The sequence below is a fragment of the Burkholderia sp. Bp8991 genome, assembly GCF_003853795.1.
Classification (GTDB): Bacteria; Pseudomonadota; Gammaproteobacteria; order Burkholderiales; family Burkholderiaceae; genus Burkholderia.
Genome location: NZ_QTQJ01000001.1, coordinates 56,385 through 77,465, shown reverse-complemented (window position 1 = coordinate 77,465; position 21,081 = coordinate 56,385). Strand labels below are relative to the sequence as shown.

At 67.7% G+C, this 21,081-nt stretch carries 21 protein-coding genes; 13 read left to right on the top strand and 8 right to left on the bottom strand.

Features of this window, described 5'->3' with window-relative positions; genetic code table 11:
• Position 1: 1 nt before the first annotated feature.
• The 3 genes from DIE02_RS00365 to DIE02_RS00355 all read right to left on the bottom strand — a co-directional run bounded on the left by DIE02_RS00365 (position 2) and on the right by DIE02_RS00355 (position 3,354).
• Positions 2–1,153: a DegT/DnrJ/EryC1/StrS aminotransferase family protein gene (locus DIE02_RS00365; protein WP_044847241.1), complete on the bottom strand. Its 1,152-nt coding sequence runs from the start codon at positions 1,151–1,153 to the stop codon at positions 2–4.
• A 139-nt stretch (positions 1,154–1,292) separates the two neighbouring features.
• Positions 1,293–1,664, bottom strand: a complete 372-nt coding sequence (locus tag DIE02_RS00360; RefSeq protein WP_044847242.1) for an EamA family transporter — start codon at positions 1,662–1,664, stop codon at positions 1,293–1,295.
• 13 nt (positions 1,665–1,677) lie between these two features.
• Positions 1,678–3,354 (bottom strand): glycosyltransferase family 39 protein, encoded by a 1,677-nt coding sequence (locus DIE02_RS00355; RefSeq protein WP_124486276.1) that lies wholly within the window; start codon positions 3,352–3,354, stop codon positions 1,678–1,680.
• Here DIE02_RS00355 and DIE02_RS35775 point away from each other — a divergent pair.
• Positions 3,353–3,496, top strand: coding sequence for a hypothetical protein (locus tag DIE02_RS35775; RefSeq protein WP_185641306.1), 144 nt, complete (start codon positions 3,353–3,355; stop codon positions 3,494–3,496). The genes DIE02_RS00355 and DIE02_RS35775 overlap by 2 nt on opposite strands.
• Here DIE02_RS35775 and DIE02_RS00350 read toward each other — a convergent pair.
• The gene (locus tag DIE02_RS00350; protein WP_006754746.1) at positions 3,493–3,867 is read right to left on the bottom strand and encodes an Mth938-like domain-containing protein; all 375 of its coding nucleotides are present in this window, start codon (positions 3,865–3,867) and stop codon (positions 3,493–3,495) included. The genes DIE02_RS35775 and DIE02_RS00350 overlap by 4 nt on opposite strands.
• Positions 3,868–4,182: 315 nt before the next feature.
• Here DIE02_RS00350 and DIE02_RS00345 point away from each other — a divergent pair, with 315 nt between their 5' ends.
• From DIE02_RS00345 to DIE02_RS00315, 6 genes are all read left to right on the top strand, one after another.
• Positions 4,183–5,421 carry a pyridoxal phosphate-dependent aminotransferase gene (locus DIE02_RS00345; RefSeq protein ID WP_124486277.1) on the top strand — a complete coding sequence of 413 codons (1,239 nt, stop codon included), beginning with the start codon at positions 4,183–4,185 and terminating at the stop codon, positions 5,419–5,421.
• Between the two features lie 54 nt (positions 5,422–5,475).
• A complete protein-coding gene (locus tag DIE02_RS00340) occupies positions 5,476–6,804 on the top strand; it encodes a homoserine dehydrogenase (RefSeq protein WP_124486278.1) in 1,329 nt (442 codons plus the stop codon).
• Positions 6,805–6,818: 14 nt separating this feature from the next.
• Entirely contained in the window at positions 6,819–8,270 is a 1,452-nt protein-coding gene (gene thrC / locus DIE02_RS00335; protein ID WP_044847246.1) for a threonine synthase, read from the top strand.
• A 294-nt stretch (positions 8,271–8,564) separates the two neighbouring features.
• Positions 8,565–9,812, top strand: a complete 1,248-nt coding sequence (glp, locus tag DIE02_RS00330; protein ID WP_124486279.1) for a gephyrin-like molybdotransferase Glp — start codon at positions 8,565–8,567, stop codon at positions 9,810–9,812.
• A gap of 19 nt (positions 9,813–9,831) precedes the next feature.
• Positions 9,832–10,089 (top strand): molybdopterin converting factor subunit 1, encoded by a 258-nt coding sequence (gene moaD / locus DIE02_RS00325; RefSeq protein ID WP_006758354.1) that lies wholly within the window; start codon positions 9,832–9,834, stop codon positions 10,087–10,089.
• Between the two features lie 157 nt (positions 10,090–10,246).
• Positions 10,247–10,723 carry a molybdenum cofactor biosynthesis protein MoaE gene (locus tag DIE02_RS00315; RefSeq protein ID WP_124486280.1) on the top strand — a complete coding sequence of 159 codons (477 nt, stop codon included), beginning with the start codon at positions 10,247–10,249 and terminating at the stop codon, positions 10,721–10,723.
• A gap of 69 nt (positions 10,724–10,792) precedes the next feature.
• On the opposite strand, the gene DIE02_RS00310 is transcribed toward DIE02_RS00315, so the two are convergent.
• Complete coding sequence (locus tag DIE02_RS00310; RefSeq protein ID WP_044847249.1) at positions 10,793–11,353, bottom strand: group III truncated hemoglobin; 561 nt, start codon at positions 11,351–11,353, stop codon at positions 10,793–10,795.
• Positions 11,354–11,618: 265 nt separating this feature from the next.
• Between DIE02_RS00310 and DIE02_RS00305 the strand changes: the two genes are divergently transcribed.
• Complete coding sequence (locus DIE02_RS00305; RefSeq protein ID WP_124486281.1) at positions 11,619–12,137, top strand: Rrf2 family transcriptional regulator; 519 nt, start codon at positions 11,619–11,621, stop codon at positions 12,135–12,137.
• A 156-nt stretch (positions 12,138–12,293) separates the two neighbouring features.
• Complete coding sequence (gene clpB, locus DIE02_RS00300) at positions 12,294–14,891, top strand: ATP-dependent chaperone ClpB (protein ID WP_044847251.1); 2,598 nt, start codon at positions 12,294–12,296, stop codon at positions 14,889–14,891.
• A gap of 122 nt (positions 14,892–15,013) precedes the next feature.
• Here the strand turns inward: clpB and DIE02_RS00295 are convergent, their stop codons facing one another.
• The gene (locus tag DIE02_RS00295) at positions 15,014–15,445 is read right to left on the bottom strand and encodes a YidB family protein (RefSeq protein ID WP_124486282.1); all 432 of its coding nucleotides are present in this window, start codon (positions 15,443–15,445) and stop codon (positions 15,014–15,016) included.
• An 88-nt stretch (positions 15,446–15,533) separates the two neighbouring features.
• Complete coding sequence (locus DIE02_RS00290) at positions 15,534–16,145, bottom strand: helix-hairpin-helix domain-containing protein (protein ID WP_124486283.1); 612 nt, start codon at positions 16,143–16,145, stop codon at positions 15,534–15,536.
• Positions 16,146–16,431: 286 nt separating this feature from the next.
• Here DIE02_RS00290 and DIE02_RS00285 point away from each other — a divergent pair, with 286 nt between their 5' ends.
• Both DIE02_RS00285 and DIE02_RS00280 read left to right on the top strand, forming a co-directional pair.
• Positions 16,432–16,893 (top strand): MerR family transcriptional regulator, encoded by a 462-nt coding sequence (locus tag DIE02_RS00285; protein ID WP_124486284.1) that lies wholly within the window; start codon positions 16,432–16,434, stop codon positions 16,891–16,893.
• Positions 16,877–17,311 carry a carboxymuconolactone decarboxylase family protein gene (locus tag DIE02_RS00280; protein WP_124486285.1) on the top strand — a complete coding sequence of 145 codons (435 nt, stop codon included), beginning with the start codon at positions 16,877–16,879 and terminating at the stop codon, positions 17,309–17,311. The genes DIE02_RS00285 and DIE02_RS00280 overlap by 17 nt, the downstream gene beginning before the upstream one ends.
• 37 nt (positions 17,312–17,348) lie before the next feature.
• Here the strand turns inward: DIE02_RS00280 and DIE02_RS00275 are convergent, their stop codons facing one another.
• The gene (locus tag DIE02_RS00275) at positions 17,349–19,280 is read right to left on the bottom strand and encodes a sigma-54-dependent Fis family transcriptional regulator (protein WP_124486286.1); all 1,932 of its coding nucleotides are present in this window, start codon (positions 19,278–19,280) and stop codon (positions 17,349–17,351) included.
• Between the two features lie 523 nt (positions 19,281–19,803).
• Between DIE02_RS00275 and DIE02_RS00270 the strand changes: the two genes are divergently transcribed.
• Both DIE02_RS00270 and DIE02_RS35385 read left to right on the top strand, forming a co-directional pair.
• Complete coding sequence (locus tag DIE02_RS00270) at positions 19,804–20,862, top strand: ATP-NAD kinase family protein (protein ID WP_124486287.1); 1,059 nt, start codon at positions 19,804–19,806, stop codon at positions 20,860–20,862.
• A complete protein-coding gene (locus tag DIE02_RS35385; protein ID WP_185500396.1) occupies positions 20,850–21,002 on the top strand; it encodes a hypothetical protein in 153 nt (50 codons plus the stop codon). The genes DIE02_RS00270 and DIE02_RS35385 overlap by 13 nt, the downstream gene beginning before the upstream one ends.
• The last annotated feature ends 79 nt before the right edge of the window (positions 21,003–21,081 follow it).

The following is a 21,081-nucleotide window of genomic DNA, read 5'->3' as shown; positions in this document are numbered from 1 at the left end:
CTTATTTTCCGTATTGTTCGCAAATCTGGTTGATGGCGTCGGCCACGCGACGCACGTCGTCTTCCGTCATCTGCGTGAAGAGCGGCAGCGTGACGGTCGATGCGCCGTATCGTTCGGCGTGGGGGAACATGCCCTCCTTGAAGCCGCGCGCACGATACAGCGTGAAAAGATGGATGGCCGGGTAGTGGACGCCCGTGCCGATGCCGCGCTCCTTCATCTGCGCCATGAAATCGGCGCGCGAGATCGACAGCCGGTCGAGCGGCAGCGTGACCTGGAACATGTGCCAGTTGCTGTTCTCGAAATCGGCGACGGGCAGGCCGAGCCCGAGCTGCACGGCCGCACCGCCGTCGAGCGCGGCGAAATACGCGCGCGCGAGTGCGCGGCGCTGCGCGGTGAAGCGCTCGAGGTGCGGCAGCTGGCCGAGGCCGACGCGCGCGGCGACATCGGTCAGGTTGTACTTGCCGCCGAGCACGTCGCAGTCCATCCCGTCGAAGCCGGTGCGCGTGATGCCCTGCAGTCGGTACTTCTGCGCGAGCGTCGCCTCGTCCTCGTTGTTCAGCACGAGCGCGCCGCCTTCGATCGTCGTCAGGTTCTTGTTCGCGTGGAAGCTGAACGACACGATGTCGCCGATCGCGCCGATGCGCTTGCCTTGCCACGTCGAGCCGAGCGCCTGCGCGGCGTCCTCGATCACGCGCAGGTTGTGTGCGCGCGCAATCGCGTACAGGCGGTCCATGTCGACCGGCAGGCCGGCCAGGTAGACCGGGATGAGCGCCTTCGTGCGCGGCGTGATCGCCTGCTCGAGCTTGTCGAGGTCGATGTTGCGCGTGACGGGGTCGATGTCGGCGAACACGGGCGTCGCGCCCGTCTCGAGGATCACGTTGCTGGTCGACACCCACGACGCCGGCGTCGTGATCACCTCGTCGCCGGGGCCGACGCCCGCGATGCGCAGGCCGATCTCGAGCGTGCAGGTGCCCGAATTGAACGCGCGGACCGGACGGCCGCCGCAGTACTCGGACAGCGCGGCTTCGAACTTCTGGCTCTGCGGGCCGGTGGTGATCCAGCCCGAGCGCAGCACGTCGACGACGCCCTGGATGGTTTCCTCGTCGATCTCGGGGCGGGTGAACGGCAGGAACGGAGCGGTAGTCTGGCTCATGAACACTTTGCCTGTAATGGCGTGTAATAAAGGGGTCGGGCGATCCGGCCCGAAACCGGCATTAAACACCGGTTGCCGGATTCGTACCGTGATTTTTTGTAGGCGGACGCTTAATGCCCGCCGGGCCGGCGGGGCGCGCTCAACTGCGCGCGAGCACGAGCACGCCGATCAGGATGATGCCGATACCGACCAGCCGCTGGACCGACAGCACCTCGCCGAACAGGTACCAGGCGGCGAACGCGTTGACCACGTAGCCGAGCGACAGCATCGGGTAGGCGATCGACACGTCGACCCGCGACAGCCCGACAATCCAGACGACGACGCTCAGCACGTAGCAGCCGAGGCCGCCGATGATCGGCAGCTGGGTCGCGATCTTCAGGCCGACCGGCAGGATGTTCGCACGGCTGAATTCGAAGTGTCCAACGGCGTTGACGCCGGCTTTCAGCAGAAGTTGCGCACAGGCGTTGAGCATCACGCCGGTGATGATGCAGACGAACGAAACGGGATTCATGCGGCGGGCGTCCTTACGATTGCGGTTTCTCGACGATCACGCGGCGGTTGTCGCGCGCGATCACGCGCATCGGCACGCCTTGCCTGACCAGCGTGTCGTACTGGCCGGGCGGCATGATCGCGAGCGCATGGGTGTCCTGCTTCCAGCGTTCGATCCATTGGTCGACGGTCGGGATCCACTTGTCCGGCTCGACCGAGATGCCGAATGCGAGCTCGTCCTGGCGCTGGACCATGATCGTCGTGTGGCCCATATAGAACGGGAACGTGTGATCGAGCATCTCGATCGAGTAGAACGGCGTGTCGGGCGGCAGCTTCGCCAGTTCGGCGCGCACGGCGGGCGCGAGCAGCGCGCCCGAGCTGTAGCGGCCGAATTCGTCGTGACCGGTGCCGCCGATCGTGCCGAACGCGAGCCACGCGGCGCCGAACGCGATGATCGCGGCCGCGACGCCCACGCGGCGGTTCAGCCAGGCGGCCGCGAGCGTCAGCGCGCCCGCGACCGCGAGGCCCGCGTACAGCCACACCTGGAACGCACGATACAGCGCGTTCGGCGTGCGGGCGTCGCCCTGATACGCGAGGAAGATGATCCCGAACGCCGCGACGACGAAGAACACGAGGTAGCCGAGCAGGTGGCGGCGGAACCGGTCGGCGTTCATCAGCGGCAGGTACGCGCCGATGATCAGCGCGAGCGCCGGCGCGACCGGCAGCACGTACGAGATCAGTTTCGAGTGCGACGTGCTGAAGAACAGGAAGATGAACGCGCTCCAGATCAGCAGCACGAGCATCGGCGAGAAGCCGTTCGGCTGGCGCGGCATGCGCAGCGCGTGGCGGATGCTCTGCCACGCGACCGACAGCCACGGCAGGAAGCCGACCAGCAGTACCGGCACGAAATAGTAGAACGGGCCCGGGCGGTTCTGCTCCGGGGTCAGGTAACGGCGGAACTGCTGGACGATGAAGAAGAAATTGAAGAACTCGGGGTTGCGCTGCTGGACGAGCACGAACCACGGCGTGACGATCGCGAAGAAGATCACGAGGCCGCTGACCAGGTAGAGTCGCTTCCACAGTGCCCAGTCGCGGGCGATCAGCGTATAGAGCACCAGTACGGCGCCGGGCAGGATCAGGCCGACGAGGCCCTTGGACAGCACGGCGAACGCCATCGCGGCCCAGCACGCCCACATCCAGCCGCGCACCGCGCCCGCCGGCAGCCCGGGCCGCTGCGCGAGCAGCAGCGAGCAGAGCGACAGCGCCATCCAGAACGCGAGCCCCATGTCGAGGGCGTTGAAGTGGCCCATCAGGTTCCAGTACGGCGAGCACGCGAGCACGACGGCCGCGAGCAAGCCGGACAACGGGTTGAACAGGCGCGCGCCCGTGAAGCCGACCAGCAGCACGCCGGCGAAGCTGGCGAGGCCCGTGTACAGGCGCGCCTGCCATTCGCCGATGCCGAACCAGGCGAACGTCAGCGCGTTCAGCCAGGTCTGCAGCGGCGGCTTCTCGAAATACTTGTAGCCGTTGTAGCGCGGCGTGATCCAGTCGCCGGTGACGAACATTTCCCGCGCCATTTCCGCGTAGCGGCCTTCGTCGCTCGGGATCAGGTGGCGCAGCCCGAGCGGCGCGAACCAGACGATCGCGAGCGCGACGAGCAGGAGGACGAGCGTGATGCGATTGAGCGGTAGCCTCGACGGCGTATCGTTCATGAATTTTCAGCCTGTTGGTTGTTGTAAGCGCCGCCGGCGGGTCGCGCCGGCGGCGGCCGGCTTGCTGCCGGTTGCCGATCCGCGTGATGATCCGGGGATCGACCCGGTGTGCCGGCCCGAGTTTTACCGCATCGGGGATTAACGTTCAATTAAGAGCGCGGCGGCCACTTTGCGGCCCTCGGCCATCAGGATGTTGTAGGTCCGGCAGGCGGCCTGGAAATCCATCGTCTCGACGCCGATCCGCTTGGCCGTCAGCGCGGCCACGAGGCGCGGGTGCGGGAAGCGCAGCCGCGCGCCGCTGCCGAAGATCACGAGTTCGGGGGCCGGGTCGAGCAGCATCGCGAAATGCTCGGGCGCAAGCGCGTCGAACGACGACACGGGCCAGTCCCGCACCGGCGCGCCGGGCAGCACGATGACGCTCCCTTCGTGGCGTTGGAGGTTGACGTCGACATAATCGGGGCCGTAGCCGGTGACGGTGTTGAGCGCGCCGCTCGTGTCCTGGTGCAGTTTCAAATCGGTATTCCGCGGTTCCGTGGAGGGAAGGTCTGGCAAGGGCCGCACGGGCCCGGGCGGCCGTTTCGCGACCGGCGCACGCGGGACGCCTGACGGCGCGGGCCCGGAGCGGCCATGGTGCATTGCGAAAGTTGGCCAAAATCCGCTAAATTATAACTTTTTGGTCGCCCCCGGGCGCCACTTGCATCGTGCGTTGCCACAAGCCGCGTCCGACTGCCCGCATTTTCCCCAGTCTAGACAGCGCGCATAGACCAGCCGCTCTCCAGTTTTGATCCCGTCCCCCGGCCGCAAGGCCAACCCAGGAACCGTGTCGTCGTGAAACCGATTCAGAAGTCGAACAAGCTGCTCAACGTCTGCTACGACATCCGTGGCCCGGTGCTCGAGCACGCGAAGCGCCTCGAGGAAGAAGGCCACCGCATCATCAAGCTGAACATCGGCAACCTCGCGCCGTTCGGTTTCGACGCGCCGGACGAAATCATCCAGGACATGATCCGCAACCTGCCGGCGTCGTCCGGCTATTCGGATTCGAAGGGCGTGTTCTCGGCCCGCAAGGCCGTGATGCACTACACGCAGCAAAAGGGCGTCGTCGGTGTCGGCCTCGACGACATCTACATCGGCAACGGCGCGTCCGAGCTGATCGTGATGGCGACCCAGGCGCTGCTGAACGACGGCGACGAAGTGCTGCTGCCGGCGCCCGACTACCCGCTGTGGACGGCCGCCGTGAGCCTGTCGGGCGGCACGCCCGTGCACTACGTGTGCGACGAGCAGAACGCGTGGATGCCCGACCTCGACGACATCCGCCGCAAGATCACGCCGAACACCAAGGCGATCGTCGTGATCAACCCGAACAACCCGACCGGCGCGCTTTATTCCGACGAATTGCTGCTCGAATTGCTCGAGATCGCGCGTCAGCACGGGCTGATCGTGTTCGCCGACGAGGTCTACGACAAGATCGTCTACGACGGGCTCGAGCACACGGCGCTGGGCTCGCTGTCGGAAGACGTGATCACCGTCACGTTCAACAGCCTGTCGAAAAGCTATCGCTCGTGCGGCTACCGCGCGGGCTGGATGGCCGTGTCGGGCCTCGGCGGCGACAACCGCCGGCGCGCGAAGGATTACCTGGAAGGCCTCGGGATCCTGTCGTCGATGCGCCTGTGCGCGAACGTGCCCGGGCAGTTCGCGATCCAGACCGCGCTCGGCGGCTACCAGAGCATCAACGAGCTGATCGTGCCGAGCGGGCGCCTCTTCAAGCAGCGCGAGCTCGCGTACGACATGCTCACGTCGATTCCCGGCGTGACCTGCGTGAAGCCACAGGCCGCGCTGTACATGTTCCCGCGCCTCGATCCGAAGCTTTATCCGATCCAGAACGACCAGCAGTTCATCCTCGACCTGTTGCTCGAGGAACGCGTGCTGCTCGTGCAGGGGACGGGCTTCAACTGGGCGGCGCCGGATCACTTCCGCGTGGTCTTCCTGCCGAACCTCGACGACCTGACCGATTCGATCAACCGGATCGCGCGCTTCCTCGACGGCTACCGCAAGCGTCATTCGGTCTGAGCGGACAGCGTCCCCCGGCATTCATTCAATTCTTACTCATCGATCACACGCAGCATGGAACCGATCAAAGTTGGCCTGTTGGGCTTCGGCACCGTCGGCAGCGGCACCTTCACGGTGCTGCACCGCAACCAGGAAGAAATCAAGCGACGCGCGGGGCGCGGCATCGAGATCGCGCGCATTGCCGTGCGCAATCCGGCCAAGGCGCAGGCCGCGCTCGGCGGTAACGCCGGCGCCGCGCAGATCACCGACGATTTCAACGCGGTCGTCGACGATCCGTCGATCTCGATCATCGCCGAGATGATCGGCGGCACGGGCATCGCACGCGAGCTCGTGCTGCGCGCGATCGCGAACGGCAAGCACGTCGTGACGGCGAACAAGGCGCTGCTCGCGGTACACGGCACCGAGATCTTCGAGGCCGCGCGCGAGAAGGGCGTGATGGTCGCGTTCGAGGCGGCCGTCGCCGGCGGCATCCCGATCATCAAGGCGCTGCGCGAAGGCCTGACCGCGAACCGCATCCAGTACATCGCCGGCATCATCAACGGCACGACGAACTACATCCTGTCGGAAATGCGCGACCGCGGCCTCGACTTCGCGACCGCGCTGAAGGCCGCGCAGGAGCTCGGCTATGCGGAAGCCGATCCGACCTTCGACATCGAAGGCGTCGACGCCGCGCACAAGGCGACCATCATGAGCGCGATCGCGTTCGGCGTGCCGGTCCAGTTCGACCGTGCCTACGTCGAAGGCATCAGCAAGCTCGACGCGACCGACATCCGCTACGCGGAAGAGCTCGGCTACCGGATCAAGCTGCTCGGCATCGCGCGCCGCGCCGAAAACGGCATCGAGCTGCGCGTGCACCCGACGCTGATTCCGGAGAAGCGCCTGCTCGCGAACGTCGAGGGCGCGATGAACGCGGTCGTCGTGCACGGCGACGCGGTCGGCACGACGCTGTACTACGGCAAGGGCGCGGGCGCGGAACCGACCGCGTCGGCGGTCGTCGCGGATCTCGTCGACGTCACGCGCCTGCACACGGCCGACCCCGAGCATCGCGTGCCGCATCTCGCGTTCCAGCCGGACAGCCTGTCGAACACGCCGATCCTGCCGATCGAGGAAGTGACGAGCGGCTACTACCTGCGCCTGCGCGTGGCCGACCAGACCGGCGTGCTCGCGGACATCACGCGCATCCTCGCCGCCACGGGCATCTCGATCGACGCGCTGCTGCAGAAGGAATCGGAGCAGGTCGACGACGCGAACGGCGAAACCGACATCATCCTGATCACGCACGAGACGCTCGAGAAGCACGTGAACGCGGCGATCGCGCAGATCGAGAGCCTCGCGACGGTGGTCTCGAAGGTGACGAAGCTGCGTATGGAAGCGCTGAACTGAGGACCAGGAACGACATGAACTACATCTCCACGCGCGGCGCCGGCATCGGCGAGCGCCACACGTTCTCCGACATCCTGCTCGGCGGCCTTGCGAAGGACGGCGGGCTGTACCTGCCGGCCGAATACCCGCAAGTGTCGGCCGACGAACTCGCGCGCTGGCGCACGCTGCCGTACGCGGATCTCGCGTTCGAGATCCTGTCGAAGTTCTGCGACGACGTGCCGGCCGACGACCTGCGCGCGATCACGCGCCGCACTTATACGGCCGCCGTATACAGCAACACGCGCCACGGCGAGAATGCGTCCGACATCACGCCGCTGAAGACGCTCGGCACCGAGAACGGCGCGGCGCTGTCGCTGCTCGAACTGTCGAACGGCCCGACGCTCGCGTTCAAGGACATGGCGATGCAGCTGCTCGGCAACCTGTTCGAGTACACGCTCGCGAAGCACGGCGAAGCGCTGAACATCCTCGGCGCGACGTCGGGCGACACCGGCAGCGCGGCCGAGTACGCGATGCGCGGCAAGGCAGGCGTGCGCGTGTTCATGCTGTCGCCGCACAAGAAGATGAGCGCGTTCCAGACCGCCCAGATGTTCAGCCTGCAGGATCCGAACATCTTCAACCTCGCGGTCGAAGGCGTGTTCGACGACTGCCAGGACATCGTGAAGGCCGTCTCGAACGATCACGCGTTCAAGGCGCAGCAGAAGATCGGCACGGTCAACTCGATCAACTGGGCGCGCGTCGTCGCGCAGGTCGTGTACTACTTCAAGGGCTATTTCGCGGCGACGACGTCGAACGACGAGCGCGTGTCGTTTACGGTGCCGTCGGGTAACTTCGGCAACGTCTGCGCGGGTCACATCGCGCGGATGATGGGCCTGCCCATCGCGAAGCTCGTGGTCGCGACCAACGAGAACGACGTGCTCGACGAGTTCTTCCGCACCGGCGCATACCGCGTGCGCAGCGCGGAAAACACCTATCACACGAGCAGCCCGAGCATGGACATCTCGAAGGCATCGAACTTCGAGCGCTTCGTGTTCGACCTGCTCGGCCGCGATCCGGCCCGCGTGATGCAGCTGTTCCGCGACGTCGAGGAGAAGGGTGGTTTCGATCTCGCGGCGAGCGGCGATTTCGCGCGCGTCGCCGAGTTCGGCTTCGTGTCGGGCCGCAGCAGCCACACGGACCGTATCGCGACGATCCGCGACGTGTTCTCGCGCTACGACACGATGATCGATACGCACACGGCCGACGGCGTGAAGGTCGCGCGCGAGCATCTCGACGCGGGCGTGCCGATGGTCGTGCTCGAGACGGCCCAGCCGATCAAGTTCGGCGAGACGATCCGCGAAGCGCTCGATCGCGAGGCCGAGCGGCCGGCTGCATTCGACGGGCTCGAGGCGCTGCCGCAGCGTTTCGAGGTCGTGAAGGCCGACGCGCAGCAGGTGAAGGACTTCATCGTCGCGCATACGGGCGCATGACGTAGCACCGGGGGGTAGCACCGTGCCGCGGGGGCGCAAGCCCGGCGGCGCAGCACGGCCGGAATGCCGATTCGTCGCACGGATCGGGGTTCCGGCCGTTTTGTTTGGGTTGGGCCGCGGCCGCGCACGGGCGCGCCGTCCGACGGCGCGCGAATCGAAACAAGTAAATCGAAACGAGTGCCAGTGCCGCGTGTTCGCGCCGATCACAGTTGCCGCATGTCCGGCATATCGCGCGTGGGCGCGACGGCGTCGCTACAATGACGTATTGACTCCAACGTTTCCCCGATTCCATCGATGTCGAATCCGAATCCCGCGGCGCCGCGCGCGCCGATGCTGTCGACCGCCGAAGCGCTCGCCGCGCTGCTCGAAGCCGCGAAGCCGTTGCCCGGCGCCGAAACCGTCGCCACGCTCGATGCGCTCGGCCGTGTGCTGGCGGCCGACGTGAGTTCGCCGCTCGACGTGCCGCCGATGCATACGAGCGCGATGGACGGCTACGCGGTGCGCGTCGCCGACCTGCTGCACGGCGAGCGGCGCCTGCCGGTGTCGCAGCGGATTCCTGCCGGCCATCCGGCTGCGCCGCTCGCGGCGGGCACGGCCGCGCGGATCTTCACCGGCGCGACGGTGCCGCCCGGCGCCGACGCCGTCGTGATGCAGGAACAGACGTCGGCCGACGGCGATGCGGTCGAGATCCTGCACACGCCGAAGGCCGGTGAATGGATCACCGCGCAGGGCGCGGACATCCGCCAGGGTTCGGTGATCCTGCCGTCCGGCACGCGGCTCACGCCGCAGGCGCTCGGGCTGGCCGCGTCGGTCGGCTGCGCGCAGCTGTCGGTCGCGCGGCGGATTCGCGTCGCGGTGTTCTTCACCGGCGACGAACTGACGATGCCGGGCGAGCCGCTGAAGCCCGGCGCGATCTACAACTCGAACCGCTTCACGCTGCGCGGGCTGCTCGAGCGGCTCGGTTGCCACGTGACCGATTACGGGATCGTGCCCGACTCGCTCGCGGCGACCCGCGACACGCTGCGCGAGGCCGCGCGCGATCACGACGTGATCCTGACAAGCGGCGGCGTATCGGTCGGCGACGAGGATCACGTGAAGCCGGCCGTCGAGGCCGAAGGGCGGCTCGCGCTGTGGCAGATCGCGATGAAGCCGGGCAAGCCGCTCGCGTTCGGCGCGGTGCGCCGCGGCGACGCGCGTCCCGACGCCCATTTCATCGGGCTGCCGGGCAACCCCGTGTCGAGCTTCGTCACGTTTCTGCTGTTCGTGCGGCCGTTCCTGCTGCGCCTGTCCGGCGTGCGCGACGTCGCGCCGCGCGCGCTGTCGCTGCGCGCGGACTTCTCGCAAGGCAAGGGCGACCGGCGCAACGAATTCCTGCGCGCGCGCGTCAACGCGGCCGGCGGCCTCGACCTGTTCCCGAACCAGAGCTCGGCGGTGCTGACGTCGACGGTCTGGGGCGACGGACTGATCGACAATCCGCCGCAGCACGCGATCAGCGCGGGCGAGACCGTGCGTTTCATTCCGTTTTCCGAATTGCTGTCGTAATACGACGGCTTCCCGACTTATGAAGATTCAGCTGAAATTCTTTGCAAGCGTGCGCGAGGCGCTGGGCGTGTCCGACGAGCAGGCCGACGTGCCGGACGGCGTGACGACCGTCGGCGACGTGCGCGCGTGGCTGCGCCTGCGTGGCGGCGCGTGGGCCGAAACGCTCGCCGAAGGGCGCGCGTTGCGCATGGCATGCAATCACGAGATGACCGATCCCGATACGCGGCTCACCGACGGTTGCGAGGTCGCGTTCTTTCCGCCGGTGACGGGCGGTTGAGCTTTGGATGGGACCAGAGTAGGCGCTAAAGCGCCAACTCTGGTCGACCGCGAAGCATGGGACCCGAGTAAGCGCTAAAGCGCTAACTCTGGTCGACCGCAAAGCATGGGACCAGAGTAAGCGCTAAAGCGCCAACTCTGGTCGACAGAGGCAGATGATGGCAACGATACGAATCCAGACCGACGACTTCGACCTGAACACCGAAGTCGCGGCACTGCGCGCGCGCAACCCGAAGATCGGCGCGGTCGCATGCTTCGTCGGCACCGTGCGCGACCTGAACGAAGGCGATTCGGTCGCCGCGATGGAACTCGAGCACTATCCGGGGATGACCGAGAAGGCGCTCGAGAAGATCGCCGCCGAGGCCGGCCGGCGCTGGCCCGGGATCGACGTCGCGATCGTGCACCGCGTCGGCCGGCTGCTGCCGCTCGACCAGATCGTGATGGTCGCGACGGTCGCGTCGCATCGCGGCGACGCGTTCGCGTCTTGCGAATTCGTGATGGACTACCTGAAGACCGAGGCGCCGTTCTGGAAGAAGGAAACGACGCCGGACGGCGAGCGCTGGGTCGATGCCCGCAGTACCGACGATGCGGCGCTCGCGCGCTGGGGCGTCGAATCGGGCAACACGCCGCGTTGAGCGCGGCGTTCGCATTGTGCGGCGATGTGCCGCAGGCGCTCGAGGGTTCGAGCGCAGCGAATCGTCGTGTCAGGCGTCCGGATCCGTGCCGCGTCCGATGATCCTCGTCGGAAACGGCTCGCCGCGGGCGCGTGACGGCAGCGCATGCGGATCGTCGCCCGTGTCGCGGCGGCGCGGCGCGATCGCGTCGAGCAGCGCCTGCTGCTCGGGCGGAATCGGGTAATCCCAGCCGAAGCGGCTCAACTGCAGGCTCTGCGCGATCCGCAGCGCGGGCTCCATGAAGCGGATGGCCGCGGGCGGCGTGTAGCGCCCCTCGACGGTCTTCAGGAACAGCGACAGCCAACGGCTGAAATGCGCGGGCTCGATCCCGTCGAGCGGCTGGTGCGCCTGCTGCACGTTGCCGCGATAGCTCTTGGTGCCGAGCACGAGGCTCGACCAGAAGCTCACCATCTTCGGCAGATGGTCGTCCCAGCGGCCGTCCAGCTTCGCGTCGAACACGGGGCCCAGCAGCGGATCGGCGCGCACGCGGTCGTAGAACGCGTACACGAGGTCGCGGATGTTGTCTTCGGTCGGTTCGGCGTCGCGCAGGCGGGCCGGAGCGGTATCGGGCGTGGCGGGCAGGGCGGTCATGGCAAAAAAGGGCCGGGAAATTCAGGGTATCGGTGACGTGTCGGCGGAACGATGGCGCGGGCAACGCGCAGGACGCCGACGGGATTTTGACGCAAAATAGCGTCCACCCCTGCCTGAAAAATGCGCAGATTCCATGCATCTTATTGCGCGCAGGCCGTCCCGGCAACCCGGCGTCGTCGGTGGCCTCGACAGCCGCCTCGGCGCGCGTTCCGATCGACCCGCTTCGCCCGAGCGGGGCACGATCGACGATTTTCCGTATCTGCTCATGAGACTCACCGACTACACCGACTACTCGCTGCGCGTCATGTTGTATCTCGCCGTGCGCGGCGAGGGGCTCGCGACGATCCAGGAGATCTCGGACGCCTACGGCATCTCGAAGAACCATCTGATGAAAGTCGTGCAGCAGCTCGGCGAGCTCGGCTGGGTCGACACCGTGCGCGGCCGCAACGGCGGGCTGCGGCTGTTCCCCGAATCGCTGAAGCTGACGGTCGGCCAGGTGGTGCGTGCGACCGAAAACGATTTCGCGCTGGTCGGCTGCTTCGTGGCCGACGGCGACGAGGCGCGCGGCTGCGTGATCGAGCCGCAGTGCCGCCTGAAAGGTGTGCTGGCGGCCGCGCGCGACGCATTCTTCGCCGAGCTCGACCGCCACACGCTCGGCGAGCTGAGCGTGCCCGCGTCGCCGCTCGCCGCGCTGCTGGGCATTCGTCCGATCGCGCGCGTGCGCGCCGAACCGTCCGGGGATGACGCGCCGGCGGCCGCCGAATCGTCGTCGAGGGGCGACTGACACGCCGGCGCCATCCCCGCCGTCCGCGCTGCGGCCCGCCCACAGGCCGGCGGGTCGCCGCCCGGCGATTTTTGCGTTGAATCAACCCGAATTCCGCTTGAAACCCGTATAACCATCCTCATCTTGGTGTTAATCGAAAATTGGAGGTCTCACCAAATGAGAATCGACAAGCTCACCACCAAGTTCCAGGAAGCACTCTCTGACGCGCAAAGCCTCGCGGCAGGGCGCGACAATCAATACATCGAACCCGTTCACGTGCTGGCGGCGCTGGTCGCGCAGCAGGACGGCTCCGCCCGCTCGCTGATGTCGCGCGCGGGCGTTCACGTGCAGGCGCTGCAAGGCGCGCTGAACGAAGCCATTTCGCGCCTGCCGCAAGTGACGGGCACGGGCGGCGACATCCAGATCGGCCGGGAGCTGGCCGGGCTGCTGAACCAGGCCGACAAGGAAGCGCAGAAGCTCAACGACACGTTCATCGCGAGCGAGATGTTCCTGCTCGCCGTGTCCGACGACAAGGGCGAAGCCGGCAAGCTGGCCCGCCAGCACGGCCTCACGCGCAAGGCGCTCGAAGCCGCGATCGCCGCGGTGCGCGGCGGCTCGCAGGTGCACAGCCAGGACGCGGAAAGCCAGCGCGAGGCGCTGAAGAAATACACGGTCGACCTGACCGAGCGCGCCCGCGCGGGCAAGCTCGATCCGGTGATCGGCCGCGACGACGAAATCCGCCGTTCGATCCAGATCCTGCAGCGCCGCACCAAGAACAACCCGGTGCTGATCGGCGAGCCGGGCGTCGGCAAGACCGCGATCGTCGAAGGGCTCGCGCAGCGGATCGTCAACGGCGAAGTGCCGGAGACGCTGAAGGGCAAGCGCGTGCTGTCGCTCGACATGGCCGCGCTGCTCGCCGGCGCGAAGTACCGCGGCGAGTTCGAGGAGCGCCTGAAGGCCGTGCTCAACGACATCGCGAAGGACGAAGGCCAGACGATCGTGTTCATCGACGAGATTCACACGATGGTCGGTGCCGGCAAGGCCGAAGGCGCGATGGACGCGGGCAACATGCTGAAGCCGGCGCTGTCGCGCGGCGAGCTGCACTGCATCGGCGCGACCACGCTCGACGAATACCGCAAGTACATCGAGAAGGATGCCGCGCTCGAGCGCCGCTTCCAGAAGGTGCTCGTCGACGAGCCGAGCGTCGAGGCGACGATCGCGATCCTGCGCGGGCTGCAGGAGAAGTACGAACTGCACCACGGCGTCGACATCACCGACCCGGCGATCGTCGCCGCGGCCGAGCTGTCGCATCGCTACATCACCGATCGTTTCCTGCCGGACAAGGCAATCGACCTGATCGACGAGGCTGCGTCGAAGATCAAGATGGAAATCGATTCGAAGCCCGAAGAGATGGACAAGCTCGATCGCCGGCTGATCCAGCTGAAGATCGAGCGCGAGGCCGTGAAGAAGGAGCAGGACGAAGCGTCGCAGAAGCGCCTGCAGCTGATCGAGGAAGAGATCGAGCGGCTCGGCCGCGAATATGCTGACCTGGAAGAGATCTGGACCGCCGAGAAGGCCGCGGTGCAGGGCAGCGCGCAGCTCAAGGAAGAGATCGAGAAGGTGCGCGCCGACATCGCGCGTCTGCAGCGGGAGGGCAAGCTGGAGAAGGTCGCCGAGCTGCAGTACGGCAAGCTGCCGCAACTCGAGTCGCGACTGAAGCAGGTCACGCAGGCCGAAGAGCAGGAGCAGCACAACCCGACGCGTCCGCGGCTGCTCCGCACGCAGGTCGGCGCCGAAGAAATCGCGGAAGTCGTGTCGCGCGCAACCGGGATTCCGGTGTCGCGGATGATGCAGGGCGAACGCGAGAAGCTGCTGCACATCGAGGAGAAGCTGCACGAGCGCGTGGTCGGCCAGGACGAGGCGATCAGCGCGGTCGCGGATGCGATCCGTCGTTCGCGCGCGGGTCTCGCCGATCCGAACCGTCCGTACGGCTCGTTCCTGTTCCTCGGCCCGACGGGGGTCGGCAAGACCGAGCTGTGCAAGGCGCTGGCGTCGTTCCTGTTCGATTCCGAAGAGCACCTGATCCGCATCGACATGAGCGAGTTCATGGAGAAGCACAGCGTCGCGCGGCTGATCGGCGCGCCGCCGGGCTACGTCGGCTACGAGGAAGGCGGCTACCTGACGGAAGCCGTGCGCCGCAAGCCGTACAGCGTGATCCTGCTCGACGAGATCGAGAAGGCGCATCCGGACGTGTTCAACGTGCTGCTGCAGGTGCTCGACGACGGCCGCATGACCGACGGGCAGGGGCGTACGGTCGACTTCAAGAACACGGTGATCGTGATGACATCGAACCTCGGCTCGCAGGTGATCCAGGCGATGACGGGTTCGCCGCAGGAAGAGATCAAGGACGCCGTGTGGCTCGAAGTGAAGCAGCACTTCCGTCCGGAGTTCCTGAACCGGATCGACGACGTCGTCGTGTTCCACGCGCTCGATCGCAGCAACATCGAGTCGATCGCGAAGATCCAGCTCGCGCGCCTGCACGACCGGCTCGCGAAGCTCGACATGGCGCTCGACGTGTCGCCGGCGGCGCTCGAGCAGATCGCGAAGGTCGGCTACGATCCGGTGTTCGGCGCGCGGCCGCTGAAGCGCGCGATCCAGCAGGAGATCGAGAACCCGGTCGCGAAGCTGATCCTCGCGGGCCGCTTCGGTCCGAAGGACGTGATCCCGGTCGACGTCAACGACGGCCAGTTCGTGTTCGACCGCGTCGTGCACTGATCGCCGGCAATCGGCCGCGTGTCCGGTTCGCGCCGGGCACGCAAAAACAAACACCCCGCTCAGGCGGGGTGTTTGCATATGGGGCGGCCGAAACCGCCGGCGAGGCCGTCAGCCGGCGCGGCTCAGGCCTGCTTGTTGCCGCCGAACATGCCGGCGAGCTGCGTGAGCGTGCCCAGCACGTTCGACGTGTCGATCTGGCCGCCGGCCGGCACTTCGCCGTTCGGCGTCGCGCTGTTGACGACGTGCGGCAGCACCTGCGCGAGGATCGACGAGGCCTGGCCCGGATCGATGCCGATCTTGCTGGCGAGCGAACCGACGACGTCCGAGCCGAGCACGTTCTGCAGCGTGTCGGGCGAGATCGGCTGGTTTTCGCCGGTGCCGACCCACGAGCCGATCACGTCGCCGGCGCCGCCTTTCTGGAACTTCTCGATCAGGCCGTTCAGCCCGCCCGGCTGGTTGTTGATGAATTCGAGCGCGGTCGCGATCAGCGCGCTTTGCGAGTTGCCGCCGGCCTGGCCGCCGAGAAGACCGCCAACGATATCGAGGAGACCCATGGTTCTTCACCTTTACTGAAAAGGGCGCCGTGACGACGGCGCCCGTTGATCGAATGCCGCGCGCACGCCATCGCGCACGCGGCGCACATCAGGCGCCCGACGCCGCGGCGGCGGAGGCTGCCTTGTCCTTCTTGCTCTTCTTCTTCGAACCCTTCGTCGCCTTCGTGGACGACGCTGCGGCCGGCGCGCTCGCGCCCGCGTCGGCGGAGGCCGCCGCGGCTGCGGCCGCCTTCTCCTTCTTCGAGGCGCGCTTGCCCTTGGCCGGCTTGGTCGCCGCTTCCGGAGCGCTCGCGGCCGGTGCAGGTGCCGCAGCCGTCGTGCCGGCCGTCGCGGTCGTCGACGTCGGAGCGGTGCCTGCCGGCGTCGTGGCCGACGTGGTCGACGAGGTCGTCGCGGCCGGCTTCGACAGCTTCACGCCCTTCGGCGGCGTCGACGAGCCGCCGATCGTCAGGCCGTTTTCCTCCAGATGCCCGACCGACTTCGTGCCGAGACCCTTCACGCGGTTCGCGAGATCGTCCGCGTCCTTGAACGGGCCGTTCTTGGTGCGTTCGTCGATGATCGCCTTCGACTTCACGGGGCCGAGGCCCTTCACCGATTCGAGCGCGGCCTGGTCGGCCGTGTTGACTTCGACGGCCGCGGCGAGGCCGGCGGCAAGCGACAGCGATAGCGCGACGAACAGCATCAGCAGCTTTTTCAGCATGGCAAAGGCTCCCTGGTTCTGACGGATGAATGGCTGTTGCAACGGACGGCGGGGCGAGACCTGGCCGGGCGTCGCCGTTAAGCATAGGACAAATGCGTGCCCTTTTTGAGACAGGCTGACCGAATCTTGCTGAAGGCTTGCGTCGCTGTAAAGACGGAAAGCCGCGTCGGGTGGCCGTTTTGACCATTCTTTACGGTGTCCGCGGCGGTGATTCCAAATTGTTGTACTTGGCCGTGCGACAACGCTTGACTTAGAGTGAACTCTAACTCCTAACCTTGTTCCCGCCATGTCGAAAACCGTATCCAGATCCTCCACCGCCGGTCCGCTCACGATCGGGCAAGTCGCCGAACTGACCGGCGTGTCGACGCATACGCTGCGGTATTACGAGCAGGCCGGCCTGCTGCGCGCGATTTCGCGCACGGCGGCCGGGCACCGGCTCTACGCGCCGGCCGATCTTGACTGGCTGGACTTCGTGATGCGCCTGAAGGCGACCGGCATGCCGATCGCGCAGATGCAGCAGTTCGCGGCGCTGCGTGCGCAAGGCGAGTCGACGTTCGGTGCACGGCGGGACTTGCTGGTCGCGCATCGCGACGCGGTGCGCGCGCATATCGCGGAGTTGCAGGCAAGCCTCGACGCGATCGGCGACAAGATCACGTACTACGAGACGCAGGAACGCGAGACGGAACGACGGGCGAACCCTACTCACTCATTCTCGGAACAGGACGGACACCATGGAACGACTCGTTGAAGATCGCTATGCGCGCGGCTGGAACAAGCTGAAGGAAATCGACGGCGAAGTAGGCGAACGCGTGATCGCGTCGCTTGCGCCGATCGCGCCGGACTTCGGGCGGCTGATCGTCGAATTCGGTTTCGGCGACATCTACAGCCGGCCGCAGCTCGACCTGAAAGCGCGCGAGATCGCGACGATCGCCGCGCTGGCCGCGCTCGGCAACGCGCAGCCGCAACTGAAGGTGCATGTCGAGGCGGCGCTGAACGTCGGCTGCACGCGCGACGAGATCGTCGAGGTGTTCATGCAGATGGCCGTCTACGCGGGTTTTCCGGCCGCCCTCAACGCGTTGTTCGCCGCGCACGAGGTGTTCACGCGGCGCGATGAAGCGGCCGGTCGGGACGCCGGCACGACCGAAGCGGGCGCGCGCGCCGCGTGACGCGACGCGTGCCGACGCATCGCGCGAGCCCAATGCTTCAGAGGCGGTGCGGCGCGACGATCCGGTGTTTCGCGATCCGCCGGTACAACGTCGCGCGCGAGATGCCGAGCGCCTGCGCGGCAGCGTCCGGCCGCCAGCGATGCGCGGTGAGCGCCGCGACGATGCGGCCGCGTTCGTCGTCCGGCAGCGCGCCGGCCGGGCCCGCACCGAGCTGCGCGGCGAGATCGGCGGGCAGGTCGCGCCGCGTCACGCGTGCGGCGTCGCACACCGCGCACGCATAGCGCAGCACGTTGCGCAGCTGCCGCACGTTGCCGGGCCACGGATACGCGGCGAGCTGCTCGGCGAGCGTCGCGTCGAGCGTGAGCACATGGCCGGTCGCCTGCGCTTCCTCGGCGAACACCGCGGCGATCACGTCGCGCACGTCCGCGCGCTCGCGCAGCGGCGGCAGTTCGAACGTCGCGCCGCTCAGCCGGTAATACAGATCCTCGCGGAACGTGCCGTCGGCCACCATCCGCGCGAGATCGCGGTGCGTCGCGCAGATCACGTCGAGATCGACGCGCACCGGCGTATCGCTGCCGAGCGGGACGACCTCGCCGTCGGCGAGCACGCGCAGCAGGCGCGTCTGCAGCGTGAGCGGCATGTCGCCGATTTCGTCGAGGAACAGCGTGCCGCCGTCGGCGAGCGCGATCCTGCCGCGCGCGCCGTGCTTGCGCGCACCGGTGAACGCACCGGCCGCATAGCCGAACAGCTCGCTTTCGATCAGCGCCTCGGGCAGCGCGCCGCAGTTGACCGCGACGAACGGCCGTGTGCGTCGCGCACCGGCGTCGTGGATCGCGCGGGCGAACACTTCCTTGCCCGCGCCGGTTTCGCCAAGCACGAGAATCGGCAGCCGCTTGCTCACGACACGCAGCGCGAGTTCGGCCTGCTGCGCGACCCGCGCGTCGCTGCTGTGCAGGAACGGCGTCAGCGCGCCGACGTGGCGCTGCGCGGTGCCGGGGCGGCGCGATGCCGGGGCGGCTCGTGCCGTGCCGGTTTCGCGGCCGGCGCGCCGTAGCGGCGCGCGCAGCCGTGCGTAGAGCGGGGCGCCCGTCGCGCGCAGCCGCAGCGCGACGATCGCATCGAGCCGCGCGGCGTCGCGCAGCGGCATCTCGGTCGCATCGAAGATCTCGTCGATATGGCGCGGTTCGCGCAGCGCCGGCAGCGCGTCGCGCGCCGTCCGGTTCGCGGCGACGATATTGCCGCATTCGTCGAACGCGATCAGCCATTCGGGTTGCGCCTCGACGTAGTGACGATTCGGATGCCCGAACAATATCCAGTGCTGCGCGGTGCTGTGCACGAAGTAGCCATCCTCGATCAGCGCCGCGCTCTGCCGCACGAGCTGGTACACGAGACGCTGGCTGTCGCGGCCGTCCGGCGACTGGACGGCCGACGCATCGAGCACGCCGATCAGTTCGCCGCCCGGCGCGAAGATCGGGGCCGCGCTGCAGGTGAGCGTGGTGAACGCCGCGCGGAAGTGGTCGGTCTTGTGCACGGTGATCGGCGCGAGATCGGTCAGCACGCTCGCGACGCCGCAGGTGCCTTCCTCGCTTTCCGACCAGCACGAGCCGATGTGCAGCCCCGCATGACGGAAGTCGTTGCGGCGTTCGCGGTCGATCCGGTAATCGATCGTCACGCCGTGCGCGTCGGTCAGCATCACGCAGTAGTCGGCGACGCGAATCATGTCGTGCAGGCGTGTCAGGCACTGGCCCGATGCGCGCAGGAAGGCCTCCTCCTTGTCGCGCACCTCGCGCAGCTCGGCCGCGGTCAGCACGCGCGGGCCGATCGACGACGCCGGGTCGAGCGCGTAGCGCTCGAGCGAGCGCTGCCACGACGACACGAGACGCGCGGAATCGGCCGGCGCGGGCAGGCGTCCGGCGAGCGCGCCGAGCACACGGTCGGCGTGCTGGGCCTGGGGGACTGCGTAGGGCATGATCGGCTCCGGTTCCGTACGGCGGGGAATTCGATGTTCTTGTAGCACATCCGCTTGCGCGGATCACATTGCATCGCAGCACGCGCGCGGCGTGAGACGGTCGTCTCAGCGGTATCTCAGCCGGTCTCGCGCGGCTGAGACGCGCGGGCAGGCCGCGCGCAACGGTGGGCCGGCGCACGGCGGTGCGCGCCGCGCCGCGAGCCGCGTGGCCTGCCGGCGAAATTGCGGTCCGGATGAAGGCGCCGAAACCGGCGCGCCAGGAGATCGACCGCGTGAGACACACGGGCGGTTTCGCAGGGCGTCGGGCGCTCGCGGCAGCAGATGCCGATGCCTGGCGTACCGGCCGAGCCAGTCCGCACGCGGGTTTCGCGGTCATTGCACACACGGTGGCACGCCGCTTGCAGATGTCACGGGCAAGCCGGCGCAATCGCGTCGGCGACGACGATCCGCTGCCCTCGATGACGGCGGACGACACATGCAAGGCCGGCGCGCGAGCGCCGGCCCACTGGATGGAGACAAGCCCGTGACGACGCCCGTGACCGTCGGCGTGATCGCGAACCCCGCATCGGGGCGCGACATTCGCCGCCTGACGACGCATGCATCCGTATTCCCGACGGCGGAAAAGGCCAACATGGTCGTGCGCCTGCTCGCCGGCCTCGGTGCGATGGGCGTCGAGCGCGTGCTGACCTTGCGCGACAAGACGGGCATCGCGACGCTGCTGATGCGTGCGCTCGATACGCATCGCGCGGTCGCGCCGCACGAGCGCTGGCCCGACGTCGAATTCGTCGACCTGCCGATCTCGGACACCGTCGCCGACACGCAGGCCGGTGCCGCCTACATGCGACGGTTGGAAGTCGCGCTGATCGTCGTGCTCGGCGGCGACGGCACGCATCGCGCGGTCGCCGCGCATTGCGGCGCGACGCCGCTCGTCGCGCTGTCCACCGGCACCAACAATGCGTTTCCCGAACATCGCGAAGCGACCGTCGCGGGCGTCGCGGCAGGACTTGCCGCGACCGGCGCCGTGCCGGCGGAGGTCGCGTTCATGCGCAACAAGCGGCTCGTCGTGCGCTGCGCGGCGGGCGCGAACGCGGGGCGCGAGGAGATCGCGCTCGTCGACGTATGCGCGGCCCGCCAGCGCTTCATCGGTGCGCGCGCGATCTCGGGGCCCGACGACATCGACACGCTCTACCTGACGTTTGCGGAGCCGGACGGCATCGGCCTGTCCGCGCTCGGCGGCGCGTGGGCCCCGCTCGAGCGCAGCGCGCCGCACGGGCTCGCGATGCGCTTCGCCGCCGACGGCAAGACCGCCGGCACGCCGCTCGTCGCGCCGATCGCGCCCGGCCGCGTCGATCGTGTCGTGATGCGCAGCTGCGAGCGGCTCGAGCCGAATGCGTGGCAGACGATCCCGTTCGAGCACGGCACGCTCGCGTTCGACGGCGAGCGCGAGATCGAGGTCGCGCGCGGCGAGCGCTACGAGATCGCGCTCGACTGGCGCGGGCCGTTGACGGTCGATGTCGGCCGCACGCTGCGTTACGCGTCGTCGCGGCAGCTGTTGCGCGATGCCGGCGCGTGGCGCTTCTGATCGCGGCTTCGCGACGACATCTCGATCGGATTCCGAACCTTCTACAAGGAGACTTCGCCATGACAGCCCGTTTCGACGAACCGGTCGCCATCGCGCGCATGCGGGCCGCGCGCGTCGACGGGCGCGTCACGTTTCACTGACGGCCGCAGGGCCGCCATGCAATCCGTCGCCGCAGCATTGTCGCGGCGGCATTCGCAGTCAGACCTATCCAGGAGACAC